The 19,768-nt window shown below is 67.4% G+C and carries 17 protein-coding genes; 10 read left to right on the forward strand and 7 right to left on the reverse strand.

The genetic code is table 11. The features are described from left to right. Positions 1 to 26 precede the first annotated feature (26 nt). Complete coding sequence (locus tag U6115_RS04785; protein ID WP_043579750.1) at positions 27 to 494, reverse strand: MarR family winged helix-turn-helix transcriptional regulator; 468 nt, start codon at positions 492 to 494, stop codon at positions 27 to 29. Positions 495 to 921: 427 nt separating this feature from the next. On the opposite strand from U6115_RS04785, the gene U6115_RS04790 reads away from it, so the two are divergent. The 5 genes from U6115_RS04790 to U6115_RS04810 all read left to right on the forward strand — a co-directional run bounded on the left by U6115_RS04790 (position 922) and on the right by U6115_RS04810 (position 7,588). Next, entirely contained in the window at positions 922 to 2,124 is a 1,203-nt protein-coding gene (locus U6115_RS04790) for a cell division protein ZipA C-terminal FtsZ-binding domain-containing protein (protein WP_043579752.1), read from the forward strand. 61 nt (positions 2,125 to 2,185) lie between these two features. Then, complete coding sequence (ligA, locus tag U6115_RS04795; protein WP_043579753.1) at positions 2,186 to 4,597, forward strand: NAD-dependent DNA ligase LigA; 2,412 nt, start codon at positions 2,186 to 2,188, stop codon at positions 4,595 to 4,597. 23 nt (positions 4,598 to 4,620) lie between these two features. After that, positions 4,621 to 6,042 (forward strand): tetratricopeptide repeat protein, encoded by a 1,422-nt coding sequence (locus U6115_RS04800; RefSeq protein WP_230623431.1) that lies wholly within the window; start codon positions 4,621 to 4,623, stop codon positions 6,040 to 6,042. Positions 6,043 to 6,111: 69 nt separating this feature from the next. Then, positions 6,112 to 6,984 (forward strand): UTP--glucose-1-phosphate uridylyltransferase GalU, encoded by an 873-nt coding sequence (gene galU / locus U6115_RS04805; RefSeq protein WP_043579758.1) that lies wholly within the window; start codon positions 6,112 to 6,114, stop codon positions 6,982 to 6,984. Positions 6,985 to 7,045: 61 nt separating this feature from the next. Continuing rightward, positions 7,046 to 7,588, forward strand: a complete 543-nt coding sequence (locus U6115_RS04810) for a hypoxanthine-guanine phosphoribosyltransferase (RefSeq protein WP_043579760.1) — start codon at positions 7,046 to 7,048, stop codon at positions 7,586 to 7,588. 64 nt (positions 7,589 to 7,652) lie between these two features. Here U6115_RS04810 and U6115_RS04815 read toward each other — a convergent pair whose 3' ends face one another. The 6 genes from U6115_RS04815 to hemP are packed head-to-tail and all read right to left on the reverse strand — an operon-like array spanning position 7,653 to position 13,663. Next, positions 7,653 to 8,417: an ABC transporter ATP-binding protein gene (locus tag U6115_RS04815; RefSeq protein WP_043579762.1), complete on the reverse strand. Its 765-nt coding sequence runs from the start codon at positions 8,415 to 8,417 to the stop codon at positions 7,653 to 7,655. Further along, positions 8,410 to 9,369 carry a FecCD family ABC transporter permease gene (locus U6115_RS04820; RefSeq protein ID WP_076098151.1) on the reverse strand — a complete coding sequence of 320 codons (960 nt, stop codon included), beginning with the start codon at positions 9,367 to 9,369 and terminating at the stop codon, positions 8,410 to 8,412. The genes U6115_RS04815 and U6115_RS04820 overlap by 8 nt, the downstream gene beginning before the upstream one ends. Next, complete coding sequence (locus tag U6115_RS04825; protein ID WP_043579764.1) at positions 9,366 to 10,157, reverse strand: heme/hemin ABC transporter substrate-binding protein; 792 nt, start codon at positions 10,155 to 10,157, stop codon at positions 9,366 to 9,368. Before U6115_RS04825 ends, U6115_RS04820 begins: the two co-directional genes overlap by 4 nt. Further along, positions 10,147 to 11,181 carry a hemin-degrading factor gene (locus tag U6115_RS04830; protein ID WP_043579766.1) on the reverse strand — a complete coding sequence of 345 codons (1,035 nt, stop codon included), beginning with the start codon at positions 11,179 to 11,181 and terminating at the stop codon, positions 10,147 to 10,149. The genes U6115_RS04825 and U6115_RS04830 overlap by 11 nt, the downstream gene beginning before the upstream one ends. 53 nt (positions 11,182 to 11,234) lie before the next feature. After that, positions 11,235 to 13,436, reverse strand: a complete 2,202-nt coding sequence (locus tag U6115_RS04835) for a TonB-dependent hemoglobin/transferrin/lactoferrin family receptor (RefSeq protein WP_043579768.1) — start codon at positions 13,434 to 13,436, stop codon at positions 11,235 to 11,237. A gap of 56 nt (positions 13,437 to 13,492) precedes the next feature. Further along, a complete protein-coding gene (hemP, locus tag U6115_RS04840; RefSeq protein WP_043579770.1) occupies positions 13,493 to 13,663 on the reverse strand; it encodes a hemin uptake protein HemP in 171 nt (56 codons plus the stop codon). 260 nt (positions 13,664 to 13,923) lie between these two features. On the opposite strand from hemP, the gene U6115_RS04845 reads away from it, so the two are divergent. From U6115_RS04845 to U6115_RS04865, 5 genes are all read left to right on the forward strand, one after another. Further along, positions 13,924 to 14,652 (forward strand): S-methyl-5'-thioinosine phosphorylase, encoded by a 729-nt coding sequence (locus U6115_RS04845; protein ID WP_043579772.1) that lies wholly within the window; start codon positions 13,924 to 13,926, stop codon positions 14,650 to 14,652. Positions 14,653 to 15,124: 472 nt separating this feature from the next. After that, entirely contained in the window at positions 15,125 to 15,895 is a 771-nt protein-coding gene (rfbF, locus tag U6115_RS04850) for a glucose-1-phosphate cytidylyltransferase (RefSeq protein ID WP_043579774.1), read from the forward strand. Beyond that, complete coding sequence (gene rfbG / locus U6115_RS04855; RefSeq protein ID WP_231882436.1) at positions 15,859 to 16,935, forward strand: CDP-glucose 4,6-dehydratase; 1,077 nt, start codon at positions 15,859 to 15,861, stop codon at positions 16,933 to 16,935. The genes rfbF and rfbG overlap by 37 nt, the downstream gene beginning before the upstream one ends. 17 nt (positions 16,936 to 16,952) lie before the next feature. Next, on the forward strand, positions 16,953 to 18,266 hold the full coding sequence (gene rfbH, locus U6115_RS04860; protein WP_043579778.1) for a lipopolysaccharide biosynthesis protein RfbH: 1,314 nt from the start codon (positions 16,953 to 16,955) through the stop codon (positions 18,264 to 18,266). 14 nt (positions 18,267 to 18,280) lie between these two features. Next, complete coding sequence (locus U6115_RS04865) at positions 18,281 to 19,768, forward strand: N-acetylneuraminate synthase family protein (protein WP_043579780.1); 1,488 nt, start codon at positions 18,281 to 18,283, stop codon at positions 19,766 to 19,768.

The raw sequence follows: 19,768 nt of genomic DNA on the forward strand, positions 1-19,768 counted from the left end.
CTGAGCGGGAGGAGGCTTGCTTAGGCTTAGGCCGGCTCGTTCTCCTGTTGCTCCAATGCCTGGCTGAAGCTGGCGCGCAGGCGGCCCAGTTCGTTGCAGAAGCCGGATAGGTCTTGCTCGCCGAAATGCAGGAAAGCGTTGTGCATGTAGTCGAGGTGGGCCGGAAAGGCTTGACTGAACAATTGCTGGCCGTGGGGTGTCAAAGCCACGAATACGCTGCGGCGGTCGTTGGGCTGCATGCTGCGGGTGACGATGCCCTTGTCTTCCAGGCGGTCGAGCACGCCGGTCAGGGTGCCTTTGGTGATCAGGGTGTGGTCGGACAGCTCCTTGCAATTCATGCCCTGGCTGTTGCCCAGGGTGGTAACCACGTCGAACTGTGGCGGTGTCAGTCCCAGCCGGCGGATGTTGAAGCTGGCGAACTGTTCAAAGGCCTGGTAAGTGCGCGACAATTCGCGTACGACAGGCAGGAAACTGGCTTGGTCGGATTTTTTCATCGTAAAGAGTCCCCGTGCTGTTCTAAGCAGTGTTGTACAGACTAGTACGGCCCTGTAACAGAGTTATCTCCAATTCTGGCACGCGATCCGGATAAATTCGCCTGTCTGAAATGTCATATTCATCCTGGCGAATTTTCCTGAGCGTTATACAGGGTTGCGGGGAAATGCGTAGCTGGTCTAATGGCTTGGCCCAGCCGTCTTGGCAATGGCATTTTCGCGTCGGGGGTTTGTCAAGCGTTTTTGCAATGCCAAATGGCGCGCTGCGGCGGGCTTTCGTTATAATGAGCCTGAAATGCCCGCTGCAGAACGGGCCGGCCGCCGAATGGCTGCGGCCGAGGCGGTGACAGGATCGAGGGAGGCTGACAGGCCGGATCGCCGACGGGCGCGGCTGGCAGCCTCGATTATTCGCCTTAATGCGGACTGGCTAATGAGCGAATTGCAGATTGGTGTTTTGATTTTGGGCGGCGGCGTGATCGCCCTGGTGCTGGGTTTCAACATGTTTCAGGAATGGCGCTTCCGCAAGCGGACGCACCAGGCCTTCGCGCGCCCGCATGGCGACGTGCTGCTGGATGTGCCGAAGAACAATGTCCGCGACGGCGTGAAAGCCGACCGGATGGAGCCGGTGCTGCTGGATGCGGAACTGGAGCCGGAGAGGGCACCGGAAGAGGACGACGAGCCGTTGTTCGAGATTCCGCCGGCGGAAGCGCCGGTCCGCGAGCCGCAGCCGGCGCCGCGCCGCGAACCCGCGCTGCAGGAAGTGGAAGTGCCGGTGATGGACGAGGAGGACGAGGCCGAGCTGGCGATGGACTCCGCCGACCACCAGGCGCTGGTGGTGGCGATGCTGGACCCGTCGCTGGATTTCATCGCCGAGGTGATGTTCCATGAGCCGCACGAGCTGGCGGCGATGCCGCGCTTCAATGTCGGAAAGCGCACCCAGCTGATCGGCCGAACCGAGCGCGGCCTGTGGAAAGTGGCCGAGGCGCTGCCCGGCACCCGTTACAAGCAGATCAACGTCAGCATGCAGATGGTGGACCGCTCCGGCGCGGTGGGCGAGCAGGAGCTGGCCGCCTTCTGCCAGCAGGTGTCGCGCTTCGCCGAGGACCACGACGCGGCGGTGAGCTTCCCGCAGCGCCAGCAAAAGCTGGTGGCGGCGCGCGAACTGGACCGCTTCTGCGCCGACGTCGACGTGCTGATCGGCATCAACATCGTGCCTCAGGCTTCGATCGAGGGCGCGCGCCTGCGCAGCTTCGCCGAAGCCGCCGGCCTGCAGCTGGAGCCGGACGGCGCCTTCCATTACCTGGCCGACTCCGGCAACACGCTGTATTCGCTGGTGGCGGCCGATCAGATGCCGTTCACTTTCCATACCTTGCTGGACAAGTCGTTCCCGGCGCTGACGCTGCTGTTCGACGTGCCGCGCGTGGCCGGCGGCGTAGATGTGTTCGACCGCGCCGTGCACTTCGCCAAGCACCTGGCCCAGGAATTCGACGCGCAGCTGGTGGACGACAACCGCCGGGTGCTGACCGAAACCGGCCTGGCCCGCATCCGCGACCAGCTGCTGCACATTTACGGCAGCATGGACGACAGGGGCATCGCGCCGGGCAGCGTCGCCGCCCTGCGCCTGTTCGCCTGAGCGATGAATTTATGATGACGGGGCCGGCCTTGCCGGCCCTTTTGCCGTTCGAGAGCTTCCCATGACCGCAAACCAACTGCGCGCCGCCGAATTGCGCGAGCTGCTGAACCGCTACGGCCGCGAATACTACGTGCTGGACGCGCCGACCGTGCCGGACGCCGAATACGACCGCCTGTTCCGAGAACTGCAGGCGCTGGAGGAGGCCGATCCGGAACTGGCGCTCTCCGATTCCCCGACCCGCCGCGTCGGCGGCGCGCCGCTGGCGGAATTCGACAGCGTCGTGCACGCGGTGCCGATGCTGTCGCTGGCCAACGCCTTTTCCGACATGCAGCTGGCCGACCCGGCAGAGCGCCATGCCGAGCTGATCCAGTTCGACGAGCGGGTGCGCAAGGGCCTGGACGCGGCCGAGGTCGAGTACGCCACCGAGCCCAAGTTCGATGGTCTGGCCATTTCGCTGCTGTATGAAAACGGCGTGCTGACGCGCGCCGCCACCCGCGGCGACGGCGTGGCCGGCGAGCAGGTGACCGAGAACGTGCGCACGATACGCGCCATTCCCTTGAAGCTGGACGGCGCGAATCCGCCGGCGCTGCTGGAGGTGCGCGGCGAGGTGCTGATGCTGAAGCGCGACTTCGAGCGCCTGAACGCCGATCAGATCGAGCGCGGCGACAAGACTTTCGCCAATCCGCGCAACGCCGCCGCCGGCAGCCTGCGCCAGCTCGATTCGCGCATCACCGCGCAGCGCCGGCTGTCGTTCTTCGCCTACGCCATCGCTCAGGTGGCGGGCGCGGACTGGCCGGACACCCACGCCGGCGAAATGGCCTGGCTGAAGCAGCTGGGCTTCCCGGTGGTGGAAGAAAGCTTGCGGCCGGTGGTCAAGGGCGTGGCGGGGCTGTCCGCTTACTACGAAGCGGTGCAGGCGCGCCGCGCCGGCCTGCCGTTCGAGATCGACGGCGTGGTGTACAAGGTGAATCGCCGCGACCAGCAGGACGCGCTGGGCTTCGTGTCGCGCGCGCCGCGCTGGGCCATCGCCCATAAATTCCCGGCCGAGGAGGCGCTGACGGTGGTCGAGGCCATCGAGGAGCAGGTGGGCCGCACCGGCGCCATCACCCCGGTGGCGCGGCTGCAGCCGGTCTTCGTCGGCGGCGTCACCGTCACCAACGCCACGCTGCACAATGAGGACGAAGTGCGGCGCAAGGACGTGCGCGTCGGCGACACGGTGATCGTGCGCCGCGCCGGCGACGTGATTCCCGAGGTGGTGTCGGTGGTGCTGGAGCGCCGGCCGATGCAGCCGGCCGAGGGCGGCGATCTGTTCAGCGCCGGCGAGGCGCCGCAATACCCGGCCTACCGTTTGCCGAGCGCCTGCCCGGTGTGCGGCAGCCACGTGGCGCGCGAAGAGGGCGAGGCGATCGCCCGCTGCTCCGGCGGCTTGTCCTGCCGCGCCCAGCGCAGCCAGGCGATCCAGCATTTCGCCGGCCGGCGCATGATGGACATCGACGGCCTGGGCGAGCGCTATATCGACAAGCTGGTCGAATACGATTACGTGAAAGGCGTGGCCGACCTGTACCGGCTGAAGCTGGAAGACTTGCTGGAGATGAAGCGCCGCGCCGACGAGGACGAGGGCGTCACGCCGGAAACGGTGAAGGCCGGCAAGGTGGCCAGCAAGTGGGCGGAAAACCTGATCGCGGCGATAGACGCCAGCCGCGCGCCGCCGCTGGCGCGGCTGCTGTTCGCGCTGGGCATCCGCCATGTCGGCGAATCCACCGCCAAGACGCTGGCGGACTGGCTGGGCGGCATGGCGTTGATCCGCCGCTGCCCGGCGGCGCTGTTCGCCGCCTTGCCCGACATCGGCGCGGTGGTGGCGGAATCGCTGGCGGACTTCTTCGCCGAAGACAACAATGAAAAGGCGCTGGACGCGCTGCTGGCCGAGGTGCGCCCGGCCGACGAGCATGCGCCGTCGCCCAGATTGCGCGAGCGGCTGGACGACGCGGCCTTGCTGGCGCGGCTGGGCATTCCGCGCTTGACCGAAGTGCGCAGCCAGCAACTCGCGGCGCAGCGCAGCCTGGCCTGGCTGGCCGCCAGTGAACGGCGCGCGCTGCTGGAGCTGGATCTGCCGGCCGAGGTGGTGAACGCGTTGGCCGACTGGCTGGACGAGCCGGGCCGGCGCGAGTCGCTGAGCCGTCTGGCCGGCTTGCGCGAAGCCATCCTGGCCGAACTGCCGCAGGCCGCCGAGGCGGCGGCGCTGCCGCTGGACGGCAAGACGCTGGTGCTGACCGGCACCTTGCCGACGCTGAGCCGCGACCAGGCCAAGGCCTTGATCGAGGCGGCCGGCGGCAAGGTGTCGGGCAGCGTATCGAAGAAAACGCATTACGTGGTGGCGGGAGAGGAGGCGGGCAGCAAGCTCGCCAAGGCGCAGGAACTGGGCGTCGCGGTAGTGGACGAAGCCGGCCTGCAGGCGTTGTTGTCGGGCAACTGAGAGAGGGCGGGATGACATCAAGCATGATGGCGACAGCGGATTTCGAGGTAGGCAATCAATGCGCCGCCCATGGCGACTGGGCCGGCGCCATCGCGGCGTTCGACCGCTGCCTGTCGCTGAACCCCCAGGATTGGCAGGCGCTGGCCAACCGCGGCAACGCCAGGCTGCAGCTGGAGGACACGCCCGGCGCGCTGGATGATTATCTGGCGGCCGCCGCGCTGAACCCGACGTCGTGCAACATCAAGAGCAATCTCGCGGTGCTGCTGAAGGAGCTGGGCGAGCTGGACATCTCGGCGGCCTTGCTGCAAGAGGTGCTGGCCGCGGAGCCGGGCCATCTCGACGCCTGGGTCAATCTCGGCATTGTCCGCCAGCACCAGCAGCGCTATCGCGACGCCATCGACTGCCAATTGCGCGCGCTGGTACTGGGCGGGCCGTCGGTGGCGCGCTACAGCAACCTGGGCAACGCCTACAGCTGCGCGCTGCTGCTGGACGAGGCGATCGCGGTGCAGCAAAAAGGGCTGGCGCTGGCGCCGGACGACGCCACCTTGCAGTTCAATCAGTCGATCACGCTGTTGACGGCCGGCCGATACGCCGAGGCCTGGCCCCTGTACGAAGCGCGCTGGCGCTGCGTGCTGCGGCCAAGGCTGACGGCAAGGCGCTGGCAGGGAGACGCGCTGGGCGCGCGCACCCTGCTGTTGTGGACCGAGCAAGGCCTGGGCGACACTTTGCAGATGGCGAGATTCCTGCCGCAGCTGCGGCGCGCCCATCCGCAGGCCAGGCTGCTGTTCGCTTGCCCGCGCTCGTTCCACCGCCTGTTCGCGCAGTTCGAGGGCCTGACCTTGCTGGAGGCGGACGCGGCGCCCGAGCACGATTGCCAGCTGCCGCTGATGTCATTGCCGGGTTTGCTGGGCGTCACGCTGGAGAATTTGCCGACCGCGCCGTACCTGCGTTTGCCGGACGGGGCGCCGCCGGTTTTGCCGGCCGGCAAGCGGCGCCGGGTGGGCGTGGTGTGGGAAAGCGGCCATTGGGGCGTCGGCGTGGCGGATCTCGGACGCCAGCATAAATCGATTCCGCCCGCGCAGTTCGCCGAAATCTGCCAAGCGCCGGATATCGATTTCATCGCCTTGCAGCCCGGCGCGGTGCCGGACGAGCTGCGTGGATGCGTCCGCGCCAGCCGCATCGACGATTTCGCCGATACCGCCGCGCTGCTGGCGCAGGTGGATCTGGTGGTTTGCGTGGATACCGCCATCCTGCATCTGGCCGGCGCGATGGGCAAGCCGGTGTGGGCGCTGCTGCGCGCCGAAAGCGCGCCGTTCTTCCTGGCGGAGGCGCCGGTCGCGCCGTGGTATCCCTCGGTGCGCCTATGGCGGCAGGCTCAGCCCGGAAACTGGCAGCCGCTGGTCCGCGAACTGAGCGAGGCCTTGTCGAAGCAATGGGCATTTTGACCTGAAGCCAAGTCGAGCTAGAATGCGGCGCTGTCGTTGTTGAAATCGTCACTGCGTTACGGAATCGAGATGAAAAAGATCACCAAAGCCGTGTTTCCGGTTGCCGGTCTGGGCACCCGCTTCCTGCCGGCCACCAAGGCCAGTCCGAAAGAGATGCTCCCCATCGTGGACAAGCCGCTGATCCAGTATGCGGTGGAGGAGGCGATCGCCGCCGGCATGACCGAGTTGATCTTCATCACCGGCCGCAACAAGCGCTCGATCGAAGATCACTTCGACAAGGCTTACGAGCTGGAAACCGAACTCGAATACAAGAACAAGCACAAGCTGCTGGAGCTGGTGCAGGAAATCATTCCGCCGTCGGTGTCGTGCATCTATATCCGCCAGACCGAGGCGCTGGGCCTGGGGCACGCGGTGCTGTGCGCCCGTCCGGTGGTGGGCGAAGAGCCGTTCGCGGTGATCCTGGCCGACGACCTGATCGAAGGCGCGCCGGGCGCGATGGAGCAGATGGTGCGGCTGTTCGACGAAACCCACTCCTCGGTGCTGGGGGTGGAGACGGTGGCGCCGCAGGACACCAGCTCCTACGGCATCGTCAAGGTCAAGACCGATGCGCATGGCCATCAGGCCGTCGAGCACATCGTCGAGAAGCCGCGTCCGGAAGACGCGCCGTCCAACCTGGCGGTGGTGGGGCGCTACATCCTGACGCCGCGCATTTTCGACAAGCTGGTGAACACCGGCGCCGGCGCCGGCGGCGAAATCCAGCTGACCGACGGCATCGCCGCTCTGCTGAAGAGCGAACCGGTGCTGGCGCTGCCGTTCAAGGGCACCCGTTACGATTGCGGCTCCAAGCTGGGTTACCTGAAAGCCACCGTCAATTACGGCCTGAAGCACCACGAGGTGGCCGACGAGTTCGCCGCCTTCCTGGACGGCCTGAAGCGCAACTGATTGTTTTTCCATTCGCGCCGCCGCAGCCCGGCGGCGCCGCCTGTTCTGTCAAGGAGTCATCATGCCTAATATTTCCGAAGCCCGCGGGCTGATCAACAGCGCCGACGTGCTGTTCAGCGCCGAGGAAGTCAGCACCGCCGTCGACCGGATGGCGGTGGAAATCACCGAGAAGCTGGGCGAGGAATACCCGCTGGTGTTGTCGGTGATGGGCGGCGCGGTGGTGTTCACCGGCCAATTGCTGCCGCGTCTGGCCTTCCCGCTGGACTTCGACTACGTCCATGTTTCCCGCTACGGCGACAAGACCCATGGCGGCGAACTGGTATGGCGCCAGGCGCCGAAGGAAGACGTGCGCGACCGCGTGGTGCTGGTGCTGGACGACATCCTGGACGAAGGCCACACCATGGCCGCCATCCGCGACAAGGTGATGGAGATGGGCGCCAAGGCCTGCTTCAGCGCGGTGTTCGCCAACAAGCTGATCTCGAAGGAAAAGCCGATGCAGGCGGACTTCGTCGGCCTGGACGTGCCGGACCGCTACGTGTTCGGCTATGGCATGGACGTGCGCGGCGCCTGGCGCAACCTGCCGGCCATCTACGCGCTGAAGTAAGACGCAGGCTCGATGTCCGACAAAGCCGCGCCGGCATCCGGCGCGGCTTTTTTCATGGGCGCGCTCAGGCCGCTTGCGGCGGCGCGTGGTGGCGCAGCCGCACCGGCCAGCGGTACACCGCCAGCAGCCGCTCCGGCGTCAGCGCCTGGGACGGCGCGCCGGCGGCCACCAGCCGGCCGCTCTCCAGCAGCGCCACCCGGTCGGCGTAGTCGGCGGCCAGCGTCAGGTCGTGCAGCACCTGCACCACTGTCCGGCCTTGCCCCGCCAACTGGCGCAGCAGCTGTTGCAGCTGGTGTTGATGGCGCAGGTCCAGGTGGTTGGTCGGCTCGTCCAGCAGGATCACCGGCGCCTGCTGCGCCAGCGCGCGGGCGATGGCCGCCCTTTGCCTTTCTCCGCCGGACAGCTGCTCCAGCCGCTTGCCGGCGTATGGCTCCATTTCCACGGTGGCGAGCGCCGCCGCGACCGCCGCGCGGTCGTCCGCGCCGGGGCGGGCGAAGGCGCCGAGGTGGGGCATGCGCCCTAGCGCGACGAATTCGGCCACCGTCAGCGGAATGTCGGCCGGCAGTTGCTGCGGCACCCAGGCGATGCGGCGCGCGCGCTGCAGCGCGTCCATCCGGCACACGCACTGGCCGGCCAGCCGCACCGCGCCGCGGCTGGGCGCGGCCAGGCCGGCCAGCAGGCGCAGCAGGGTGGTCTTGCCGGCGCCGTTGGGCCCCAGCAGCGCGGATACCTGGCCGGCGGGAAGGTCCAGGCGGATGTCGCTCAGCAGCGCGCGTCCGCCTATCCGGTAATCCAGTTCGCGGACTTTCAGCGTGTAGGTGTCAGGCATCGGAGCGGCTCCCTTGTTGGCGGCGGAAAATCCAGATGAAGAAGGGCGGGCCGGCGAAGGCGGCCATCAGGCCCACCGGCAGGTCCAGCGGCCAGGCGAGGTTGCGCGCCAGGGTGTCCACCGCCAGCAAAAACAGCGCGCCGGCCCAGGCGGACAGCAGGATCAGCCGGCGGCGGCAGCCGCCCACCAGCAGCGCCAGCGCGTTGGGGATCATCATGCCGACGAAGCCGATCACGCCGGACAGCGCGACCGCGCCGCCGGTGGCCAGCGCGGCGCCGATGGCGGCCAGCCGGCGGGTACGGCGGGTGTCGATGCCCAGCGAGCGGGCGCTTTCCTCGCCCAGCAGCAGGCAGTCGAGGTCGCGGCCTATCGCGCACAACAGCGCGATGCCCAACGCGGATACGGCCAGGCAGAGGCCGAGCCGGCCGGGCAGCGCCGAGCCCAGGTTGCCGGCCAGCCAGCTGCTGGCGGAGCGCAGGGTCAGGTCGTCGGACAGAAACAGGATCAGGCTGGAGAGCGCGCCGCAGAAGGCGCCCACCACCAGCCCCATCAGCAGCAGGCCGGCGATGCCGCCCTTGGCCAGCCGCGCCAGCAGCAGGATCAGCCAGGTGGCGAGCAGGCCGCCGCCGAAAGCCGCCAACGGCAGCGTCAGGCCGGACAAGCCCAGCGCCAGCACGGCGATAACCGCCAGCGCCGCGCCGCTGGAGGTGCCGATCAGGCCGGGATCGGCCAGCGGATTGCGGAACAGCGCCTGCAGCGCGGCGCCGCTGGCGGCCAGCGCCGCGCCCACGCCCAGCGCGGCGGCGATGCGCGGCAGCCGCAGCTGGCTGACCAGCGGGTCGGCCAGATCCGGCCAGGCCAACTGGCCGGCGGAGCTGGACAGCGCCAGCAACGGCAGCGCGACGCTGGCCAGTATCAGGCCCGGCCACAACAAGCGGCGGGCGGCGCTCACATCCTCACCATCCGTTCGACCACCGCCGGGCTGTCCAGGCCGATCAGCATCGCCTGCTGCGGCGGCAGCAGATAGATGCGGCCGGTTTTGCCGGCCGGGGTCGCGGCGATTTCCGGTCGTTTGGCGAAGGCGTCCTTGCCGCCGTAGACCGCGGCGGTGTGGCTGCCCAGGATGATCACGTCCGGCCGCAGCGCTTGCCAGGCGTCGCGGCCCAGCGGCTTGAAGCCGCTGATGCCGGCCGCGGCGTTGACGCCGCCGGCGGCGCGGATCAGGGTATCCGGCGCGGTGTCCTTGCCGGCCACCAGGCTGCCGTCGTAGCTGACCAAGTAACGGACGGCGCGCGCCGGCCGCGGCTGCATCCGCTGCTGCCAGTCGGCCGCCAGCCTGGCGGCGGCGTCGGCGCGGCCGAGCAGTTGGCCCACCTTGCGGATGGCGTCGGCGAAGTCGCGGCCGTCCTCGCGGGCGGAAACCTCTTCGGCCCGCAGCTTCAGCTGCTTCAATTGCGGCCACAGCGTCGGCGGCTGGGCGGCGGCGCTGCCCAACACCAGGGTGGGCTTGAGGCCGGCGATGGTTTCCGCGTTCAGCGCGCGCGAAAAGCCCACCACCTGAGCATGGGCCAGTTGCGGCTCCTTGCTGCTGCGGTCGCGGCCGACCACGTCGCCGGCGGCGCCCAGCGCGACGACGATCTCGGCGATGTCGGGCGTCACCACCACCAGCCGCTCGGCGGCGTGGCCGGGCAGGGCCAGCATTGCCAGCAGCGCGCCGGCCAGCATGGTCTTACGCGACATCTTCTTGCTCCAGCGGCGGCAGCTCGCCCAGCAGCTTCACCCATTCGGCCCGCTCGGCACGGCCGGGCTTGCGTTCGCCGAAGAAGGTGGCCAGCGACTCTCCCTGCTCGTCGAACAGCTCCAGCGAGGTGACCACGCCGTTGTCGCCGGGCTTGCGGGTGATCCAGGCTTCGGCGATCAGGTCGGTGCGCAGGTGCAGGTTGAAATCGGGGTCCAGCACATTGAGCCAGTCGCCCACCACTTGCACGTTGACTATCGTCCCGGTGTGGATCTGGATCATGCCGCGGTTGCCGGCGAACACCATGATGGGGGTCGCGGTGGCGGCGGCGCGGCGCAACAGCTGTTCCACCGCGTCCTCGCGCACGCGCCAGGCCTGGCCCGGCGGCGCCAGGCGGAAACCCTGGCGCCGCGATACCTGCCAGCGGCGCAGGAAGGGGTGGAAGGCGTGGACGTCGCTCAGGCTTTGCCATTCGTTCTGGAAGGCGTCGCGGTCGATGGCTTCGTCGGGCTGTTCGGCGCCGGCGGCCGCGACCGGCTCAAGCTCCAGCGCGGCGGCGGGCGCGGCGAAGCGCGCGACCAGATCGTCGTAGGCGGCGATGTCGCTGGCTTCCGTCAGGTAGACCTTGTGCATCGCTTCGCCGTGGCGGTCGAAGAACTGCAGGCTGCGCTGGACGCCGCGGGGCGTCTCGCTGCGCAGCGCGAAGCCGTGGCGCCAGTGGAACAGGAAGATGCGCAGGTCTATCACCGGGTTGATGGCCAGGCCGACCTTGCCGTCGATCTCGACGTTGGCGTAGTCGCCCTTGGTCTCATGCACGCAGGCGTGGTTGCGGGTCAGCGCCATCACCCGGCCCAGCGGCGCCAGCGCGGCCAGGATTTCCGGCCATTCGGCCCTGAGCGGGGTGGCGGCCGGATCGGCGGCGGTCAGCTCGCATTCGCTGACCTGCAGCGCGGCGGCGGCGTCGCGCGCGCGCAGTCGGGGTTGGCTGGCTTTGAGCGTCTGGTAGCGGTCCCATAGCTGGCTCATGGTTTTCTCCTGTGGAGGAGCGGGCGGCATCGGCCGCCCGCGGGGCGGGTGGATCAGAACTGGTATTCGACGCTGGCGCTGACGTTGCGGCCAGGCTGGGTGTAGCGGTCCAGCGTGGCGTCGCCTGCGGCCAGGCCGCGCACGTCGGCGGCTTTCCAGTACTTGCGGTCGAACACGTTGAACACGCCGGCGCGCACGGTGGTGCCCTTGGCCGGTTTCCAGTAGGCGGTCAGATCCAGCGTGGCGTAGCCCGGCGCCTGGAAGCCGGCGGTCTGCGCGGTGGACGGCGGTGGCAGCGACACTGCCGGCGTGCGGGTGTTGCGCGCGGCGGCGCGCAGCAGCGCCTCGCCGCCGAAACCGGACTGGTCGTAGCGCAGGCCCAGCACCGCCGACAGCGGCGCGATCGAGGCGAGCGGCGCATGGCTGTCCAGGTCCTCGCCGTGGGCGTAGGCGATGGAGGCCTGGGTCTGCCAGCCGGGGGCGAAGCGCCAGGCGGCGCGCGCTTCGGCGCCCTTGATGTCGACGCGGCCGATGTTCTGGTACTGGTAGGTCAGCAAGCCGCCTATCGTGCCCAGGCTTTGCTGTTCGATGAAGTCGCGGTAGCGGTTCTGGTAGGCGGTCAGGCCGAAGTCGAAGCTGTCCCACTGGCCCTTCAGCCCCAGTTCGACGCCGCGGCTGGTTTCCGATTTCAGATTCGGGTTGGCGATCACCTGGTAGCCGTAGGCGCGGTTGACGAAGGCCATGTTGGCGTCGTCGAACGGCGGCGCGCGGAAGCCAGACGACAGCTGGGCGAAGCCGGTGTAGTGGCCGGCGAAGGGGATGCTCAGCCCCAGCTTGGGCGAGAAGGCGCCGTCGCTGAACGACGGCACCGCCTGGCCGCCGCTGTTGGCATAGGCCTGGTCGGGCTGGGTGTTCATCTTGTAGTGGTCCCAGCGCAGCGACGGCGACAGCGCGATGCCGTTGGCGAATTTCATCTCGTCCTGGATGAACAGGCCGACGCGGTCGGAGGTGCTGTCCGGGAAGGTCTTGCTCGGGAAGGTTTCGCCGCCGATGACGTTGCTGGTGCTGCCGTTGGCGTTGTACTGCGTCTTCATCCGCGGCCGGCTGGTGTCGGTGCGGGACAAGTCCACGCCCCACAGCAGCTGGTGCTCGGCCGCCAGCGCGGCAAAGCGCTGCTCTGCGTCCAGGCTCAGGCCAAGGATTTTCTGTTCGAAGCCGTAGTTGGAGGCGACGCTGCTGCCGTCGCCGTAGCGTGCGAAGCTGTCGTCGGCGTTGTCCAGCTTCTGCTGGTAGACCTTGGCGGACAGGCGTTCGAATGGCCCCAGCTGCTTGCCTTCCCAGCCCAATGACACGCGGTCGCGCTGGGTGCGGTCTGCGGCGGTCTGGGCCAGCTGCGCCGGCACCGGGCGGCCCCTGGAGACATAGGCCGGGTAAAGGGTGTTCAGCAGATTGGTGTCGGTGTCGCGGCGATAATGCTCCAGCGTCAGCTCCAGCCGCTGCTGCTCGGTCAGTTTGTAGCCGAGCTTGGCCAGCACGTTGTCGCTGTGCCAGTTCTGCGGGTTCGGCGTGGTGCGGGCGGCGCTGCTGCTGTCGTTGCCGCCCTGATTGTCGGCCTGATGGCCATTGCGGTGGGTGTAGATCAGCATCGCGTCGGCGCGCTCGCCCTTGACGCCGACGCCGGCGGTGCCGCCCCAGCTGTTGTCGGCGCTGGCGCCGAAGCCCTTGAAGCTGCCGCCCACGCCCTTGTCTTCGGGCACGAAATCGTCGACGGTTTTGGTGCGGTAGCCTATCACCCCGCCGATGGCGTCGGAGCCGTACAGGCTGGAGGTGGGGCCTTTGACGATGTCGATCGCGCGCAGGGTTTCCAGTTCGACGAAGTCGCGTCCGGAAATGGCGCCGTTACCGTTGCCGCCGCCGGCGTAGGCTTCCGGCAGGCGCTCGCCGTCGATCAGCATCAGGATGCGGTTGCCGTCGATGCCGCGTATGGTCCAGCCGGCGTTGCCGCGGCGGTTGGGGTCGGTGGCCACTTCGACGCCGGGCTCGTATTTGGCGGCGTCGGCGATGTCGTTGATCAGGCGGTCGTCCAGCTTGTGGCGCGACACCACCCTGGCGTTGGGCGCGGTTTCGGCCAGCGGCTTCTCGCTGCGGTGGGCGGTCACCTGCACGGCGTCCAGCGTGGGCGCCGCGGGGTCGGCGAAGGCCGGCCAGGCTGCCGCCAGGCTCAGCATCAAGGGGGGGGCGCGGAACAGGGCCATGGAAACTCCGGTATTGTTGTCGTTTCCGCTGGCTGGCGTCGGCTGGCTCGCGGGTATTACTTGATCAGTATCAGCTTGCCGTTGCGGGTGAGCTGCAGACGGTAGATCTCGCCCTGATGCTCGATCAGGATTTCCCGCCCGGCGCCGAACAGCTGCCGGCTGTGCAGCAGCTGCGGCGCGGCCGGCGGGTCCGTTTTTGGCGTGGATTTATTGTGGTTCGAGTTCATTTGTTAATGATAACTATTATCATTTGAATCGGCAAGCAGGAAGTCATGCCGGAAGAATGCCGCGCGCGAAATCGGCCGCGCGGTCCCAGGTGGCAATGCGGAGCGGGTGAGGGCAGCGCATGCGCAACTTCAAGGAAATTGTCCAAGCAGCGCGTCCGCGCGCCGATTTGCCGCCCGCAGCCGGGCGATTTTCAGACATAATCGGAACGACAGCCGCGCTGCTGGCGGGGCTGCGCACAATGACAAGAGGGGAGACGGATATGTTGGCAATCATCGGCGGCAGCGGGCTGGCCCAGCTGTCGGTATTGGAAGTGACGCACCGGCAGGTGGTGCGCACGCCTTACGGCGATCCCTCCTGCGCGCTGACTTTCGGCAAGCTGGCCAAGCAAAACGTGGTGTTCATCGCCAGGCACGGCTACGGCCATTCGCTGGCGCCGCACGAAATCAACTACCGCGCCAACCTGTGGGCGCTGCATAACCAGGGCGTGAAGGGCGTGATCGCCATCGGCACCGTCGGCGGCATCCGTCCCGACATGGCGCCCGGCCGGCTGGTGGTGCCGCACGACATCATCGATTACAGCTGGGGCCGCAAGCACACTTATTTCGAAGGCCCGGAGCGGCCGGTGGTGCATGCGGAGTTCACTTCGCCCTACGACGACAGCCTGCGCCAGCGGCTGCGCGCGGCGATCCAGGCCTCCGGCATCAGCGGCGTGCATGACGGCGTCTATGCCTGCACGCAGGGGCCGCGGCTGGAGAGCGCGGCGGAAATCTCCCGGCTGGAGCGCGACGGCGCCGACATCGTCGGCATGACCGGCATGCCGGAGGCGGCGCTGGCGCGCGAGTTGGACCTGCCGTACGCCCACCTGTGCCTGGTGAGCAACTGGGCGGCGGGCAAGGGAAGCAACGCGCGGGTGGAGTTCGACCCGGCGGTGGCGGCCAAGAGCGTGCAAGATCTGATGCACACCCTGCAGGCGTGTTTCGCCAACTGACGCCGGGCATCCGCCCGCGCGTCGCGCGGGCGGGCGGGGAGAAAATGACGCGGCGGCATGCTAAAGGCGAGCTTTTTTATTTTAAATATGCTTTTGGCGATTTTCAGGCCGCGACGCGCGCTTGCCATCCGCGGCCGACCTGTATACCTTTCAGCGGCGCATCGAGGAGGGCAGCGGAATCGCCGCTTCCTTGCGGCGCGTGGAGCGAGGCAGGCGCGGCGTTCGGCCAGGGACGACATTCCATTTGGGAGATTGCCGGGGCTGTCTCAAGTGCCGCGCGGTTGATGCCGATAATCAGCACAGGGCAGGTTGGCCCGCGCAGGCGCTGGATTAGCTGTGCGGCCGGGGGGAAACAGCGGTTCGCCGGCGTTCGCATGGCGCGCTTTTCCCGACGACGCCGATAACCTAGCTTGCATGGCAATGGATGATCCCATTTGTTTGATATGGTCTGGGTGCAACAAGAGAGAGATGTATGAAAGCCGTGATTTTGGCCGGGGGTCTTGGCACGCGCATCAGTGAAGAGTCGCATTTGCGTCCCAAGCCCATGATTGAGGTCGGCGGCAAACCGATCATCTGGCATATCTTGAAAATCTATTCCGCGCACGGGATCAATGATTTCATCATCTGCCTGGGATATCGCGGCTATGTGATAAAAGAATATTTCGCGAATTACTTTCTCCACAATTCCGATGTCACCCTGGATCTGTGCAATAACCAGATGCTGGTGCATGAGCGCCATGCCGAGCCCTGGCGCGTGACGCTGGTCGACACCGGCGAAGGCACCCAGACCGGCGGCCGCCTGCGGCGGGTGCGCAAGCACCTGGAGAGCGAGCGGGACTTCTGCTTCACCTACGGCGACGGCGTCAGCGACGTCGACATCGGCGCAGCCATCGCCTATCACCGCAGCCAGAACGTGGACGCCACCGTGACGGCGGTGCATCCGCCCGGCCGTTTCGGCGCGCTGGACATCCGCAACGAGCGCGTCGAATGCTTCAAGGAAAAACCGCGCGGCGACGGCGGCATGATCAATGGCGGCTTCTTCGTATTGAACCCCTCGGTGCTGGATCTGATAGACGGCGACGAGTGCGTCTGGGAGACCGAGCCGCTGGAAACGCTGGCTAGCCGCGGCCAACTGGCCGCCTACGAGCACAACGGCTTCTGGCAGCCTATGGACACGCTGCGCGACAAGAACCTGCTCGAGGAGCTGTGGCAGAGCGGGGAGGCACCGTGGAAAAAGTGGTGAACGCCGCGTTCTGGTCCGGCCGCCGCGTCTTCCTGACCGGCCACACCGGCTTCAAGGGCGGCTGGCTCAGCCTGTGGCTGGACAGCCTGGGCGCCCGGGTGCATGGCTATGCCTTGCCGCCGTCGGCGCGGCCGTCGCTGTTCGACGCCGCGCGCGTAGGCGACGCGGCGGCGTCGGAACTGGCGGACATCCGCGACTCCGCCGCGCTATCCGCCGCGCTGGCTCGCGCCGAACCCTCCATCGTCTTCCACCTGGCGGCGCAGCCGCTGGTGAGGCAAAGCTATGCCGACCCGCTGGGCACCCTCTCCACCAATGTGATGGGCACCGCCAATCTGCTGGAGGCCGCGCGCCGCTGTCCCGGCGTCGAAGCCGTCGTCGTGGTCACCACCGACAAATGCTATGAAAACCACGAGTGGCCGTGGGCCTACCGCGAGAGCGACGCGCTGGGCGGCCACGACCCGTACAGCAGCAGCAAGGCCTGCGCCGAGCTGGTGTGCGCGGCGTACCGCAGCTCTTATCCGGGCGGCGCGCCGATCGCCACCGCCCGCGCCGGCAACGTGATCGGCGGCGGTGACTGGTCGGCCGACCGGCTGGTGCCAGACTTGCTGCAGGCCTTCGCCGAAGGCCGCTCCCTGGCCATCCGCAGCCCCGACGCGGTGCGTCCCTGGCAGCATGTGCTGGAGTCGCTGGCCGGCTATCTGCGCCTGGCCGAGCGGCTGGCGGCGGGGCAGCCGGACGCCGCCTCCGCCTGGAATTTCGGCCCGGCCGACGACAGCAACCGTCCGGTGTCCTGGGTCGCCGACACGCTGGCCGGATTATGGGGCGGCGGCGGCTGGCACCGCGACGGCGCCGATCATCCGCACGAGGCGGGCATCCTCAGGCTGGACAGCGCCAAGGCGCGCCGGCGCCTGGGCTGGACGCCGCGCTGGAGCCTGGAAGAGGCCTTGTCTGCCACGCTGGACTGGCATCGCGCCTGGCGGCGCGGCGCGGACATGCGGGCCTTCACCATTGAACAAATCGCGGCCTACTCGCGTGTTTAAGCAGAGAGAATCACGATATGACCGATATTAGCCGAGAGGCCGTCCTCGCCCTGGCGCGTCAACACGCCGAAGCGCGCCTGGCCCAGGCTGACTTCCTGCCGGGGCAGACCGCGGTGCCGCCCTCGGGCAAGGTGATAGGCGCCGATGAAATCGTCAATATGGTGGATGCCGCGCTGGATGGCTGGCTGACTACCGGGCGCTTCAACGCGGCTTTCGAGGCTCGCCTGGCCGAGTTCATCGGCCTGCCGCACGTGCTGACCGTCAACTCCGGCTCGTCGGCCAATCTGGTGGCCTTCACCGCGCTGACCTCGCCCAAGCTCGGCGCGCGCGCGATCCAGCCGGGCGACGAAGTGATCACCGTGGCGGCCGGCTTCCCCACCACAGTCAATCCCATCATCCAGAATGGCGCGGTGCCGGTGTTCGTCGACGTGCAACTGCCGACCTACAATATCGACGCCGAGCTGCTGGAAGCGGCGCTGTCGCCGCGCACCAAGGCCATCATGATCGCCCACACGCTGGGCAACCCGTTCGATCTGGAAAAAGTAGCCGCCTTCGCCCGCAAGCACGGCTTGTGGCTGGTGGAGGACTGCTGCGACGCGCTCGGCTCCACCTTCAACGGCCAGAAGGTCGGCACCTTCGGCGACATCGGCACGCTCAGCTTCTACCCGGCCCACCACATCACCATGGGAGAGGGCGGCGCGGTGTTCACCGCCGATCCGCTGCTCAGGCAGATCATGGAATCGGTGCGCGACTGGGGCCGCGACTGCTATTGCGCGCCGGGCAAGGACAACACCTGCGGCAAGCGCTTCGACTGGCAGCTGGGACAGCTGCCCTGCGGCTATGATCACAAGTACACCTATTCCCATATGGGGTACAACCTGAAGATCAGCGACATGCAGGCCGCTTGCGGCCTGGCGCAGATGGACCGGCTGGAAGGCTTCATCGCCGCGCGCAAGCGCAATTTCGCCTACCTGTCGGAGCGGCTGCAAAGCTGCGCCGAATTCCTGACGCTGCCGCAGGCGACGCCGGGTTCGGAGCCATCCTGGTTCGGTTTTCCGCTGACGCTGAAGCCGGAGGCGCAGGTCAGCCGCGTGGAGTTGCTGCATTACCTGGATCAGCACCGGATCGGCACCCGTCTCTTGTTCGCCGGCAACCTGACCCGGCAACCTTATATGCAAGGCCGCAATTACCGCTGCGCCACGCCGTTGCCGGTGACCGACCGCATCATGAACGACACCTTCTGGATCGGCCTGTATCCGGGCCTGAGCCAGCAGATGCTGGATTTCGCCGCCGGGAAGCTGGAAACCTTCCTCGGCGCCAATTTTGATTGAAAGAGAGGCCCATCATGCGAAAGCCGTTATTCATCTTCGAGATGGCCAACAACCACATGGGCGACGTCGAGCACGGCATCGCGCTGATCCGCGCCATCCGCGAATCCTGCCAGGGCTTCGATTTCGACTTCGGCTTCAAGCTGCAGTACCGCAATCTGGACACCTTCATCCACCCCAGCTTCAAGGGCCGCGACGACGTCAAATACGTCAAGCGCTTCGAGGAAACCCGGCTGGCGCCGGAGCAGATGCTGCGGCTGGTGCGGGAGATGAAGGCCAATGGCTTCAAGACCATCTGCACGCCGTTCGATGAGGAGTCGGTGGACCTGATCGAAGCGCATGGCATCGAGATCATCAAGGTGGCCAGCTGCTCGTTCACCGACTGGCCGCTGCTGGAGCGCATCGCTCGCAGCGACAAGCCGGTGGTGGCCTCCACCGCCGGCGCGCGGCGCGAGGACATCGACAACGTGGTCAGCTTCATGCTGCACCGGGACAAGGACCTGACCATCATGCACTGCGTGGCCGAGTACCCGACCCCGAACGAGAATCTGCACCTGGCGCGGATACGCCAGCTGCGCGACCAGTACGCCGGCGTGCGCATCGGCTATTCCACCCACGAAGACCCGGAGCTGATGGAGCCGGTGATGCTGGCCATCGCCCAGGGTGCCACGGTGTTCGAAAAGCACGTCGGCCTGCCGACCGGCGCGTACGGCGTCAACAATTACTCGGCCACGCCGGAGCAGATCCGGCGCTGGATCCAGGCCGCCGCGCGCGCCTTCGCCATGCTGGGCGACGGCGGCTGCGACCCGGCGTCGACGGTGGAGCAGGCCAGCCTGCGCTCGCTGCGCCGCGGCGTGTTCGCCACCCGGCCGATCAAGGCGGGGGAGAGCCTGACCGAAGACAACGTCACCTTCGCCTTCCCGCCGGTGGAAGGGCAACTGACCGCCAATGAATGGTCGAAGTACACCCATTACACCGCCGCGGCCGACATCGCCGCCGACGCGCCGGTGCTGAGCGCGCAATTGCAGCCGCAGCACCTGCGCGACAGGGTGATGAAGACGGTGGATGCCGTGAAGGCGCTGTTCAAGACCGCCAACATCGTGGTGCCCGGGCGTTCCGACCTGGAGATTTCCCATCATTACGGCATGGAGCGTTTCAGCGAGTTCGGCCTGACCATGGTGACGGTGATCAACCGCGAGTACTGCAAGAAACTGATCGTGATGCTGCCGGAGCAGACCCATCCGGAGCAGTACCACCTGAAGAAGGAAGAAACCTTCATCGTGCTGTACGGCGACATCACCATCTGGCTGGACGACGAGGAGCGCCAGGCGCAGGCCGGCGACGTGATCACCGTGCAGCGCGGCGTGCGCCACCGCTTCCATACCCGGGGCGGGGTGGTGTTCGAGGAGATCTCGTCCACCCACTACGTCGACGATTCCTACTATACCGACGAGCGGATCAGCGCCAACAAGGACCGCAAGACCCGCCTGACCTACTGGATGTAA

This window comes from Chromobacterium subtsugae, from assembly GCF_035919665.1.
Taxonomy (GTDB): Bacteria; Pseudomonadota; Gammaproteobacteria; order Burkholderiales; family Chromobacteriaceae; genus Chromobacterium; species Chromobacterium subtsugae.

Excerpts from the sequence above, each read along its gene's own strand:
- U6115_RS04785 (WP_043579750.1), bottom strand. The coding sequence starts at position 494 with ATGAAAAAATCCGACCAAGCCAGTTTCCTGCCTGTCGTACGCGAATTG.
- U6115_RS04790 (WP_043579752.1), top strand. The coding sequence starts at position 922 with ATGAGCGAATTGCAGATTGGTGTTTTGATTTTGGGCGGCGGCGTGATC.
- ligA (WP_043579753.1), top strand. The coding sequence starts at position 2,186 with ATGACCGCAAACCAACTGCGCGCCGCCGAATTGCGCGAGCTGCTGAAC.
- U6115_RS04800 (WP_230623431.1), top strand. The coding sequence starts at position 4,621 with ATGATGGCGACAGCGGATTTCGAGGTAGGCAATCAATGCGCCGCCCAT.
- galU (WP_043579758.1), top strand. The coding sequence starts at position 6,112 with ATGAAAAAGATCACCAAAGCCGTGTTTCCGGTTGCCGGTCTGGGCACC.
- U6115_RS04810 (WP_043579760.1), top strand. The coding sequence starts at position 7,046 with ATGCCTAATATTTCCGAAGCCCGCGGGCTGATCAACAGCGCCGACGTG.
- U6115_RS04815 (WP_043579762.1), bottom strand. The coding sequence starts at position 8,417 with ATGCCTGACACCTACACGCTGAAAGTCCGCGAACTGGATTACCGGATA.
- U6115_RS04825 (WP_043579764.1), bottom strand. The coding sequence starts at position 10,157 with ATGTCGCGTAAGACCATGCTGGCCGGCGCGCTGCTGGCAATGCTGGCC.
- U6115_RS04830 (WP_043579766.1), bottom strand. The coding sequence starts at position 11,181 with ATGAGCCAGCTATGGGACCGCTACCAGACGCTCAAAGCCAGCCAACCC.
- U6115_RS04835 (WP_043579768.1), bottom strand. The coding sequence starts at position 13,436 with ATGGCCCTGTTCCGCGCCCCCCCCTTGATGCTGAGCCTGGCGGCAGCC.
- hemP (WP_043579770.1), bottom strand. The coding sequence starts at position 13,663 with ATGAACTCGAACCACAATAAATCCACGCCAAAAACGGACCCGCCGGCC.
- U6115_RS04845 (WP_043579772.1), top strand. The coding sequence starts at position 13,924 with ATGTTGGCAATCATCGGCGGCAGCGGGCTGGCCCAGCTGTCGGTATTG.
- rfbF (WP_043579774.1), top strand. The coding sequence starts at position 15,125 with ATGAAAGCCGTGATTTTGGCCGGGGGTCTTGGCACGCGCATCAGTGAA.
- rfbH (WP_043579778.1), top strand. The coding sequence starts at position 16,953 with ATGACCGATATTAGCCGAGAGGCCGTCCTCGCCCTGGCGCGTCAACAC.
- U6115_RS04865 (WP_043579780.1), top strand. The coding sequence starts at position 18,281 with ATGCGAAAGCCGTTATTCATCTTCGAGATGGCCAACAACCACATGGGC.